At 64.2% G+C, this 11,405-nt stretch carries 7 protein-coding genes and 1 pseudogene; 6 read left to right on the top strand and 2 right to left on the bottom strand.

The features are described 5' to 3' along the window. Window positions 1-1,348 (bottom strand): MFS transporter (locus tag CF70_RS23965; protein WP_051648890.1); only part of this gene is annotated, 1,348 nt, incomplete at its 3' end. Window positions 1,349-1,695: 347 nt separating this feature from the next. On the opposite strand from CF70_RS23965, the gene CF70_RS23960 reads away from it, so the two are divergent. From CF70_RS23960 to CF70_RS33945, 6 genes and pseudogenes are all read left to right on the top strand, one after another. Then, window positions 1,696-3,216: a pyridoxal phosphate-dependent decarboxylase family protein gene (locus CF70_RS23960; protein ID WP_051648886.1), complete on the top strand. Its 1,521-nt coding sequence runs from the start codon at window positions 1,696-1,698 to the stop codon at window positions 3,214-3,216. Further along, complete coding sequence (locus CF70_RS23955; RefSeq protein WP_035870578.1) at window positions 3,213-4,493, top strand: ATP-grasp domain-containing protein; 1,281 nt, start codon at window positions 3,213-3,215, stop codon at window positions 4,491-4,493. Before CF70_RS23960 ends, CF70_RS23955 begins: the two co-directional genes overlap by 4 nt. Further along, window positions 4,447-6,039, top strand: a complete 1,593-nt coding sequence (locus CF70_RS23950; RefSeq protein ID WP_152561901.1) for a hypothetical protein — start codon at window positions 4,447-4,449, stop codon at window positions 6,037-6,039. The genes CF70_RS23955 and CF70_RS23950 overlap by 47 nt, the downstream gene beginning before the upstream one ends. A 558-nt stretch (window positions 6,040-6,597) precedes the next feature. Further along, window positions 6,598-7,200 carry a response regulator transcription factor gene (locus CF70_RS23945; protein WP_035870576.1) on the top strand — a complete coding sequence of 201 codons (603 nt, stop codon included), beginning with the start codon at window positions 6,598-6,600 and terminating at the stop codon, window positions 7,198-7,200. Window positions 7,201-7,339: 139 nt separating this feature from the next. Next, window positions 7,340-9,392, top strand: a pseudogene (locus tag CF70_RS39075) (histidine kinase dimerization/phospho-acceptor domain-containing protein); the annotation flags it as partial. A 1-nt stretch (window position 9,393) separates the two neighbouring features. Further along, window positions 9,394-10,575, top strand: a 1,182-nt coding sequence (locus tag CF70_RS33945; RefSeq protein ID WP_235185184.1) for a response regulator, incomplete at its 5' end; no start/stop codon positions are given. A gap of 177 nt (window positions 10,576-10,752) precedes the next feature. Here CF70_RS33945 and CF70_RS23935 read toward each other — a convergent pair. Then, on the bottom strand, window positions 10,753-11,172 hold the full coding sequence (locus tag CF70_RS23935) for a hypothetical protein (RefSeq protein WP_152561900.1): 420 nt from the start codon (window positions 11,170-11,172) through the stop codon (window positions 10,753-10,755). Window positions 11,173-11,405: the final 233 nt, after the last annotated feature.

Raw genomic sequence — 11,405 nt, 5'->3', positions numbered from 1 at the left:
TACCCCCCCGCAACCGACTAAAACTAACCCCCGCCCCAACCCCCGCAACGGCAGCCGCCACACAAAGCGCCACCCGCGCAGCGCCACCCTGATCGATGCTGAACAACAACGCCAGCACTGCAGTCCCCGTAGTCTGCCCAAGCAACCGAGTAGTCGCCTGCGCACCGCTGGCGCCACCGCTGCGTGCGGGCGGCGTCGCCCCGATCATGGCCCGGTTGTTAGGCGACTGGAACAAACCGAACCCCAGCCCGCACATCGCCATGCGCCAGCACACGGCAAAGCTTGAAGCATCCGGCCCGAGCAGTGCCAGCCCCACGAGCCCCGAGCCCAGCAACGTCAGCCCGATGCCAGCCAGAACGCTGGCGGGATACCGGTCGGACAAGCGCCCCGACAGCGGTGCCATGATGGCCACCATCAACGGCCACGGCGTGATCAGCAGCCCGGTTTCATGCAGCGAGCGGCCAAGCTGGTATTCCAGGTAGAAGGGCAGTGCGACAAAGGACAGCATCTGCGCCATGAAGGAGCAGAAGGACGTACCCACCGCCAGCGTGAACGAGCGGCTGGCGAACAGGTCCACCGGCACCAGCGGCGCCGGCTTGCCGCGTTGCATGCGCACCAGCCACCAGCCCAGCGTGGCAGCCACCACCAGCGCGGCCGCCGCGGCAGGCCGCCACGCGGCATGGCCCGCGCCGTCCACACCCAGGATGAACAAGGCGAACACCGCGGCCGATAGCAGCGCGCTGCGATAGTCGAAGCCATGCGGCTGGGGCGGCGTCGCGGGCAGCGCCGTGCGTGCCAGCGCCAGCGCGAAGATCGCCACCGGCACATTGACGGCGAACAGCCACGGCCAGCTGGCGATGGACAGGATCAGCGCGCCCACCGAAGGACCCACGGCGATGGTGATGCCCACCACGAGCGCATTCAGGCCAATGCCGCGGCCGAGTTTGGTGGGCGGGTAGATAAAGCGCACCAGCGCCGTATTCACGCTCATGATGCCGGCCCCGCCGATGCCCTGCACCACCCGCGCCGCCACCAGCACCGGCAGGCTTGGCGAGAGCGCACACAACAGCGAACCCACCAGGAAGACCGCCAGGCCGATGCGGTACACGCGCTTGTAGCCAAGGATGTCGCCCAGCGAGGACAGCGGCAGCAGGCACACCGTGACGGTGAGCTGGTAGGCGTTGACCACCCAGATGGTGCTGGATGGGTCCGACGCTAGCTCGCGCGAGATCGACGGCAGCGCGATATTGGCGATCGAGCCGTCGAGCACAGCCATGATGAGGCCGCAGAACACGGTGAGAATGGCCCAGTTTCGTTGGGGATGGGGTAGGCCTTGGTGTGGCTGCATGGGAGGAGGGCAGGGGTGAGGAGAGGCGGGAGCGTTGCTTAAGATGCTTGACGACACAATTATCGTCGCGTGCGACGGCGCTCGCAAATTATCGGATTGTGTTAAGGCGGGCGGTGGTGTTGTTTTTTTGGTGCCCCCGGCGGCCGGGAGCCTGGCCCGCCGCTTTGAGCGGAAGCGGGGCATGGGCGATGTTCAGCGTTTCCCGGAGAAATAAGGCAAAAAACCCGCCATCCTCTTCAAAACGCGCCAGCGGCCCGACGCTATGATCCCCTGCACGATGTCCCGGAACCGAGGTCGCGCGACGCCCCTCGGCAGGGGTACGTGCGTTTTCCGGACAGCCAATAGCCATGTCAACACCAACCAACGAGGGCCGCCGGCAGCCAGTCCCCGCCAGTCTCGACCCCGTCGACTGGAGCGGGCTCAGGGCGCAGGGCCACCGCATGCTCGACGATATGCTGGATTATCTCCAGGGCATTCGCGAGCGGCCGGTCTGGCAGCCGATTCCCGACGCGGTGCGCGGGCGTTTTCACGAGCCCTTGCCCCGGCAAGGAAGCGGGCTGGACCAGGTTCACCAGACCTTCATGGACAGTATCCTGCCGTTTGCGGTCGGCAATGCGCATCCCGGCTTCATGGGCTGGGTGCATGGCGGGGGGACGCCCGTCGGGATGCTGGCGGAAATGCTCGCGGCGGGGCTCAATGCCAATCTGGGTGGCCGCGACCATATCCCGGTCGAGGTGGAGTGGCAGGTGCTGCGCTGGGTGATCGAGCTGTTCGGCTTCCCGCAGGATGCGAGCGGCCTGTTCCTGACCGGCTCCTCCATGGCCAATCTGTCCGGCGTGCTGGTCGCCAGGACCCGGGCGCTCGGCAGTGGCGTCCGGTCGGGCGGCGTGGCGCAAGCTTCGCGCCGCCTGAGTGCTTACACCTCGGCCAGGGCGCATGGCTGCATCGCGCAGGGCATGGACCTCGCCGGCCTGGGAAAAGACAACCTGCGATCGATTCCCGTTGACGATCTGGGGCGCATGGATATGGCATGTCTCGAGGCGGCCATTGCCGTCGATCGCGCTGCCGGCTTTACGCCATTTCTCGTGGTCGGCACTGCCGGCACCGTGGATACGGGTGCCATCGACGACCTGGCAGCGATCGCGCGCATTGCCCGCCGGGAGCAACTGCATTTTCATGTCGACGGTGCCTTCGGCGCCCTGGCCATGCTGTGCCCGCAACTGGCCCCGCGCCTGCGCGGAATCGAACAGGCAGACTCGATCGCCTTCGATTTCCACAAATGGCTGCAAGTCCCCTATGACGCCGGCTTCCTTGTGGTCCGGGACCGGCAATTGCACTTGCGCACCTTTGCCACGCACGAAGGCACCTATCTCAGCCGCGGCGAGCGCGGCATGGCGGCCGGCTCGCCCTGGCCTTGCGATTTCGGGCCGGACCTCTCGCGCGGCTTTCGCGCGTTGAAGACCTGGTTCACGATCAAGGTCTATGGTACCGAGCGCCTGGGCGGCATGATCGCCCATACCTGCGCGCTCGCGCAGGAACTCGCGCGGCGCATCGATGCCGAGCCGGAACTGGAAATGCTGGCGCCGCCATCGCTCAATATCGTTTGCTTCCGCTTCATCGGCACCGGGCTGAATGCACACGGCGCCATCGAACAGGTCAACCGCGATCTCGTCGTCGCCCTGCAGGAATCCGGCGTGGCCGCACCGTCATCGACCGTGCTCGACGGCCGCTTCGCGATCCGGGTTGCCCTTTTCAATCATCGCAGCACCGAGCAGGACATTGATGTCCTGCTGGGCGCCACCCTTGCGCTCGGCCGGTCGCTGAGTGCACCGTTATCCATTTCCGAAGCCAGCGACTTGCTACAATGAATGCAATCCATGACCCCGTGACCCAGGCGCCGGGCCCGGACACCCTGATCGGTCTGCGCTACCTGCTGCGGGCGGCCCACCAGAATGAGGATCTGCGCCCGCTCGGCGCGGAACTGATCAAGCATCTGGAGTCGCATCCGGACGACGCGAACGCACTGATGGATCTCTCGCTGGTCCTGCAACTGATCGGCGATCATGCGCTCGCCATGACCGTCCAGGCCGAGGCGCTGCAGACGCGGCAGCTTTATCATCTGCCGACCTTGCGCGGTGATGGCGTTCGCCTGCGCGTGCTGGCCGTCATGGTGTCGGGCGACCTGATGGCCAACACCCCGATCGAATGCCTGCTGGGCAACTCCGACGTGGCGCTCGACGCACTGTATGTCACCCCGGAAAACCCGCTGCCGCAGGCCGTGCCGGAGCACGATGTGCTCTTTATCGGAGTCGGCGAATCCGACCGTACCCAGCCTGTGCTGGAGCAGTTGCGCGCACTCGCCGCCATCTGGCCGCGCCCAGTGCTGAACATGCCGGATCGCCTGCAACTGCTGTCGCGGGACACGGCTGCGTCGATACTGGCGTCGGCTCCGGGCATCTGCATGCCGCCGACCCGGCGCGTGGATCGCCAGGTACTGGCGAGTGTCGCCAGTGGGCAGGCAGCGATCTCGTCGGTGCTGGGCGAGGGCAGTTTCCCGATCATCGTCAGGCCCCTTGGTTCGCATGCCGGCAAGGGACTGGAGAAGATAGCCGACGCGGCCGAACTTGCCGGCTACCTGGCGCACAGCCAGGAGCCCGCGTTCTACGTCTCTTACTTCATCGACTACCGGAACGCGGACGGCCAGTACCGGAAATACCGGCTTGTGCTGATCGAAGGGCGCCCGTACGTCTGCCACGTCGGCATCTCCGAGCACTGGATGATTCACTATCTCAATGCCGGCATGGCGGAGAGCGCGGCCAAGCGGGATGAAGAAGCGGCGATCATGCGCGACTTCGACCACACCTTCGCGCTGCGTCACAAGGATGCACTCGCGCTGATCCAGGAGCGGCTGGGCCTTGACTATGTCGGCCTGGATTGCGCCGAGACGCCGGATGGCGAGTTGCTGGTGTTCGAGGCGGACACGGCCATGGTCGTGCACGATATCGATCCGGTCGATCTTTTTCCCTACAAGCAGCCGCAGATGCACAAGATCTTCGCTGCGTTCAGGACCATGCTGATCAACGCCAGCCATGCCGACCATGCCGACCGATCGCACGCTCCCGATGCCGCTGCCATCGACGGCTGACCTGCTGGTGAGCGGCGGGGATCATCGCATCGCGCTGGACCCCGTCACTGGCCGGAACAAGTATGGTTGCCAGCCATGCGCTTCACCGGGGCTGGTTGCCTTTGGCTCGTCCACTTCCTCGGGGATCTCGCCGGCGGCGCTCGCCGTGGCGGACGGACTTCGCGGCCGGCTGGCCGGCGGGCTGGCGCACCAGCCCGCGGCCGAGTTGTATCGCCGCGAGATGGACCGGTTGCGCGGCGAGTTGCTGGCATTGTGCGGCATCGATCATGCCCTTGACCCCGGGCTCGTCTTCTCGGCGTCGGGCACCGATGTGCATTTGCTTGCGGCGCAGGTGGCGGCGAGATTGTCGGGGGATGGCGGCGCCAGTGGCGTCCCGGTCCGGCCCCTGGTGATCCTGGCCGGCGAGGCCGAGAGCGGCAGCGGCGTGCCCGCGGCGCTGACCGGGCGGCACTTCAGCACCTATAACGCGCTGGGCCGTATCACCAACCCGGGCGAATCCCTTGGCCAGGCCTGCGCCAGCGACATCCTCAATGTGCCGATCCGTCACGCCGATGGCAGTCTCCGGGATGCCGACGTGGTCGACATGGAAATCGAAGCGCTCGTCAGCCAGGCCGTGCATGACGGACGCCATGTGCTGCTGGTGCTGATCGATGTCTCCAAGACCGGATGCATTGCGCCAAGCATCTCGTGCGTGATGCGCCTGCACCGCCGCTGGCCAGCGGCGGTGCAGGTCCTCGTCGATGCCTGCCAGTTCCGCATCGAGCCGGGCACCATCCAGGCGTATCTGCGCAACGGCTTCATGATTGCGCTGACCGGTTCCAAGTTCGTGGCAGGGCCATCGTTTTCCGGCGCCCTGCTGCTGCCGGCGGTGGCCGGCGAGACGCTGCGCCAGCGAGGCATCCCTGCGGAACTCCGCCTCTACTCTGCTCGCGAGGAGTGGCCGCACGACTGGCCATGCGCGCAATCCCTCGGATCGCATGCGAATTTTGGCTTGCTGCTGCGCTGGCAGGCCGCGGTCCATGAGTTGCGCGAGTTCCGTGCGGTGCCAGCCCCGCAAGTCGAGGGCATTCTGCGGCGCTTCGCCAAAGCCATCCGGCAAAGGCTGAGCCGCGATCCGGCTTTTTCCATCCTGGATGTACCGGCGCTGGACCGCACGGCGCTGGACAGCCCGTCGAACTGGGACGATATTCAGACCATTTACCCCTTCCTGCTGTATCGGTCGGCTTCGCATGGCGGCCAGGCTGTGCTCAGCCGCGACGAAACGGCTGGCATCTATCATCGGCTGCAAAGGCCGGGGCGCGGCGCCGACGCTCTGGCCTATCAGATCGGTCAGCCGGTCGACTGTGGTCACAGGGCGGGTGTCCCTGTCAGCGCCTTGCGACTGTGCATGAGTGCCAGGCTGGTGGTTCAGGCCGCGCGCGACCCCGGTCAGGAAATGGGCGTTATCAGACAGGCCATGTCCTGTCTGGATACGGTCGCAGCACTGGTCCGCACCCCACCATCCTCGCTCAGTGGCACCACAGTGCCGGATGCGGCATTTTCATGAGCCACGGGCAGTAGCCTGTCAGTTCTTCCGCCTGGCTGGCGCCGGCAGCGCCGGGCTGCTTCATGCACTGGTGCGCGGCAGGCAAGCGCGCAGCCATGGTCATGGTTCCATCGCCGCGGCCTGATCCCCAGGCTCGTGCCCGCGCAGGATGCCAGCCCAGGTCGCGGGTCGTCGCCTCCATCTTCATCAGGGCATCGATTGCGGCTTAAGAGATATATGGTTTTAATCTTGGATTATTATAATATTTTATAATAATGGTTAAAATCATTAATATGCCGGGAGGCGAAAAAATCACACCTTTCTTCCCGGTATGCCTGGTGGATGAGGCGACTGAGTTTTTTATTGGAATGCGTACCGAGATGATCACTCGGTCGAGCCAATTTTCGGTTTCTCTGCTTGCCCGCGACTCGGGGATTACCCAATTTCCACTTCAGAATAATGCTGGCCTACTGTGCCAACGGGGGAGTGCGTGTCACGCGGCCTATCGGTCGCAGCGCGGTGAACTTGCAGACCGGCCGGCATCCGGTAGCAAGGCATCAGGAAATGGAGGCGTAGGCTGTGTCAGTTGAACGATCCGTAATCTATCTGGTCGACGACGATGAAATTGTGCTCTGGACATACCATGAGTTGCTCCGCGGTCTTGGCGCAGACATAAGGCAGTTTGTTTCCTCTCGCGAGTTTGTCGAATCGTACCGACCGGCTCCGGTTGAATGCCTGGTTTGCGATCTGCGCATGCCGGGGATGTGCGGCCTGCAGGTGCAGGGCGCGCTGGTCGGCATGGGCGTTTTTCCGCCTACCATCTTTGTCTCCGCTTACTCCGAGGTCGCTTCGGTGGTCAAGGCGATCAAGGCGGGCGCGCTCGATTTCCTGGAGAAGCCGGTCGATGGCGCAATGCTGGTACAAAAAGTGCGGGGTGCGCTGGAGCGCAGCCGCCAGATGCACGAACAGAGGCTGGCTTCGGCCGACAAACGCACGCGGCTTGCACTCCTGACCCCGAAGGAGCGAGTCGTTGCCTGGCACGTCACGACCGGCAAGACCAGCAAAGCGATTGCCACGGAACTGGGGATCAGCGTCCGTACCGTGGAAAATCACCGGGCGCGCTTGATGGAGAAACTGCAAGTCAAATCCGCAATTGAATTGACAACGCTGTTTCTTGATTGATCCATCCTGCCAGGCCGTCAATAAAAAGTGACGAAAACCAGAAAAGTGACGAAAACCAAAAATCAAGGGCGCGTTATCTGCCGGAACCGGGCCGGAACGCCGCCAACGTTTTATAAGCCGAAAACCGTCGCAGGAAAGCATGATGAAGCGTTACTTCAGGAGTCTGCGAGGGACGGGCGGTAGAGAAACCCGCCTGAATTTCATCATGACGGCGGTCGCCGTCGTATTGCTGCTGGTCTTGAGCCACGAGGTGCTCCGGGGCCTCGAAAAGCAATTTCATCGGAGTGCCGAAAGCCGCCTGAAAGGCGTGCTGCAGGCGATATCGGACCTGAACCGGACCATGGGAGAGGATTCGGCGGGGCGGGTCGGGACCATTGCCGAGAGTCCTGCCCTGATAAAACTGGTGAAACGCATCCTGGCCGATCCCGGCCGCGCGGAATTGCTGACTGAATTCGATCAGTGGATTCTGCCGATCTATAGGAGCCGGGGCTTCGACGGCTATGCCCTGATCAGGCCGGACCATACCATTGTCGCGGCGAGCAGCCCGCGCTATGTCAACATCTCGAACCTGACCGAGCAGACCAAAAGCACGTTGCGGGGGGCGCAGGAGCTTGGATTTGCCATCTCTCGGCCCACTGTCTCGACGCTGCCGCTCATGGTCCTGGGCGCCGAGCAGCCGGCCGGGATGTTCTATCAGCTTGCATGCGCACGCATCGATGCGGATGGAGAGATCGCTGGCTACCTGTGCCTGCGTGTCGATCCCTATGTGAGGCTATTCAAGATTCTCAAGGCGGGCCGGATAGGCGAAACGGGCGAGGCTTACGCGATCGATTCCTCCGCGCGCATTCTCTCCCCGACCCGTGCCTTGGAGCGCCAGGCGGCGCCGGATCGTCCGCGGCAAGATGTCTCCGGGCCGCTGTGGGCGAGAGTGGCCGGCAAGCAGCCTGCCGGCGATTCGCTGGTGCGGGGTGGCGCTGGCGACGCCCCGACCAAACTGGCGTCGCAGCTGCTGGCGGCTAGAGACGAGGAGACGGTGGCCGCCGATGGCTATGACGGCTATGACGGGCACAAGGTCGTCGGGGCTGGTCGATGGTTGGCTAGCCAGGACATGGGGCTGGTCGTCGAGCTACACGTTGACGAAGCCTATCAGTCGTACTTCCTGGTCCGGACGGCGATCGTGAGTCTTACCGCGATCGCGATCGGGCTGATCCTTGCGCTGGCGGCATTCCAGTGGCGCGCGCGCCGCAGTGTGTGCGAGAACGAGGAACGCACGCGCGCGTTCAGCGAGAACGTGCCGACCGGGCTGGCCTACAAGGACCTCAAGGGCGTAGGCATCATGGCCAATCGTGCTTACGAGCAGGCCATCGGGGTGCCGTACGGCGCTGCCGTGGGATGCCGCGACTGGGACATCATCCCGAATCGCCGTATCGCGGAGATCAGCCGCGATATGCACGAACTGGTACTGGCCAGCGGAACATGCCAAAGCCAGGTGCATACGATCAGTCCTCGTTACGGCTATGAACGTGTCTTCCGCATGGTCAAGTTCCCGGTGCGCGGGCCGGACGATGCGGGCATCATCGGCGTCGGTACCGTGGCCGCGGATATCACCGATCAGGAGCGCACCCGGCAGGCCCTGGAGCTGCTTACCAACACGCTGGAGGCACGCGTCGAAGAGCGAACTCTGCAGCTGACGGCAGCCCGCGAGGCGGCTGAATCGGCTGCGCGCGTCAAGGCGAAGTTCCTGGCCAATATGAGCCACGAGATCAGGACGCCGCTGAATGCCATTATCGGCATGTCGCATCTGGCGCTGAACAGGGAGGGCGAGGACAAGCTGGATCGCTATCTGGCGCGCATCAGCGCATCCGCCAGGCACTTGCTGGGGATCGTCAACGATATCCTGGATTTCTCGAAGATCGAGGCGGAACAGATCACCATCGACGCGCGCGAGTTCCACCTGTCCGAACTGCTGGACCGTGTCACTGGCCTGTTCCGGGAAACGGCGGAAGCGAAAGGCGTCATGATGTCCATTTCCACGTCCCCCGCGATTCCGCTCAGGCTTGTCGGCGATCCACTGCGGGTCGGGCAGATCCTGATCAATTTCCTGAGCAATGCGTTGAAGTTCACGGATCGCGGCGAGGTATCCCTGCGAGTCAGGGAGACGCTCGTGCGCGACAGCCATATCGGCTTGTGTTNGGGGAGCCGCTCGCGCGCCCCAGCCATATCGGCTTGTGTTTCGAGGTCGAGGACACGGGCGTAGGCATTGCTCCGGAACAGTTGCCACAGCTTTTCACGCCGTTCCAGCAACTGGATAGCGCGATGAACCGCCGCTTTGAAGGCACGGGGCTAGGGCTTGCGATCTGCAGGAAACTGGCGGAACTCATGGGCGGGCGCGTCCTTGCGCGGAGCCAGGCCGGTGTGGGAAGTACCTTTTCGTTCGAGGTATCGCTGGAGATTGCGGGAGCGGACAGGGCCGCCGGTCCGGACTCCGGGCTTTGGCATGCGGATACCGCGGTATCGGATGGCCGCTCGCTCGCCGGGCCGGAGTGGCAGGCATTGCACGGGCGCACGGTCTTGCTGGTCGAGGACAACCCGATCAATCAGGAGGTTGCGCGCGGTCTTCTCGAACTGGTGGGCATGGACGTGCACGTTGCCGGCGACGGTTCGCGGGCGCTGGCGGCGCTCAAGGAGCACGCATTCGATATCGTGCTGATGGACATCCATATGCCCGGCATGGACGGCATAGAGACCACCGGCGCGATTCGCCACGGCCTGGGCCTGCAGGCCCTGCCGGTGCTGGCGCTGACGGCCGACGCGATGTCGGCTGACCGCATCCGCTGCATCGAGGGCGGGATGAACGATCATATTTCAAAGCCGATCGACCCAGCGGCGATGTTCCGCACCATTGCGGCATGGCTACCGCCCGTCGCCAAACCAGGGGGCGCGGATCGCGGCCAGGCAGGCGCGGGGACAAGGATGGATGTGGCGGCGCAGGCGAGCCCCCCTGCGTCAGCGGTGGTGGAAGCCCTGAAGGGCATACCGGGCCTGGACGCCGCTGCGGGGATCAAGCTCTTGTTCGGTCGCGAGGATCTCTATGTCAATCTGGCCGGGCGCGTATGCGCCGAACGCGCGGACGTGGTAACGCGGATCCATGAGGCCGTCGAGGGCGGCGATTTTGGCCAGGCATGCCTGCATGCCCATGGCATGCAGGCCATCCTTGGCATGCTTGGGGCGACGGAGCTCGCGCGGGCATGCATGGAGCTGGACCGTGGCTTGCGGGATGGCAAGGCGGATGCCGTGGCGCTCTCCACGCTGGGCCGGGACTTCCCGGCGCTGATCGCCAACATGCGCTCGGCGTGTGCCGTGGGCGCGGTATAAAAGAGTCCAGAGCCTACCCGGCGCATGAATCTGGCGCTTCATCTGCAAGGGGGGGACACGGGGAGTGCTGTTTCCCTGCAAGAATCGGCCATGCTGCTAATTCTCACGCGCAAGGCGGGCTCTGGACCGGAAAGCGTGGTGCCGGCCATCACATCGGTCGCTGGAACTGCCAACGATTCAGCGGCGTTCCGCGCCGACCGGGGCTGCGCACAGGTCGAGTCCGGCGGACAGGAACCTGAGCGTGCGCAGTTCAATCTGGGTGAATACGCCGCTGATCGTCACCCATGGGTAGCGGACACCGGACACCGTATGCTCGAAAGCGATCAACGTCGCATCGCTGTCGATTGCGCACACGAAGCGCCGGACGCCGATGTCGGGATGCCGGACCTCATAGCGCGCGCGATGTTCAAGCCGGAATTCGGTCCGGCCTTCCCGGATCACTCTCGATATGGCATGCCCGGGCAGGTCGGGCGCCAGACTGTCGAGAATGCGGCTTAACCAGTCGTCGTATTCCAGCGCGGTTTCCCCGTTGCCCACCGCCATTGTCCACTGGTCGATGCGCAAGGTATGGCGAGCAGATTGCTGATGAGATTCCATGCTTCATGATGGCTCGGCGACGGCTGCCGCGAAAGAGTAGAAGTACTCAGATTGCCTAGCCTGTATTCGCATCCGTTGCCGGGGGCGTCGGGGGAGTAGCGGGGAGGGGGAGTATTTCTACTCTTTTCGGCTCTGCCAGACCCGATGACAATGCCGCCGGTGCTTCGATCCAGCGAAAGACGGGCCTTGATGCCTGCGGGAATTCGCTGTTGGCCGGACACCATGCCGGCGCG

The organism is Cupriavidus sp. SK-3 (assembly GCF_000611145.1).
Classification (GTDB): Bacteria; Pseudomonadota; Gammaproteobacteria; order Burkholderiales; family Burkholderiaceae; genus Cupriavidus.
This window is presented reverse-complemented; position numbering and strand designations above follow the sequence as displayed.

Coding starts and splice junctions, on each gene's coding strand:
- CF70_RS23935 (WP_152561900.1), bottom strand. CDS start 11,172: ATGGAATCTCATCAGCAATCTGCTCGCCATACCTTGCGCATCGACCAG.
- CF70_RS23950 (WP_152561901.1), top strand. CDS start 4,447: ATGCCGACCGATCGCACGCTCCCGATGCCGCTGCCATCGACGGCTGAC.
- CF70_RS23960 (WP_051648886.1), top strand. CDS start 1,696: ATGTCAACACCAACCAACGAGGGCCGCCGGCAGCCAGTCCCCGCCAGT.
- CF70_RS23955 (WP_035870578.1), top strand. CDS start 3,213: ATGAATGCAATCCATGACCCCGTGACCCAGGCGCCGGGCCCGGACACC.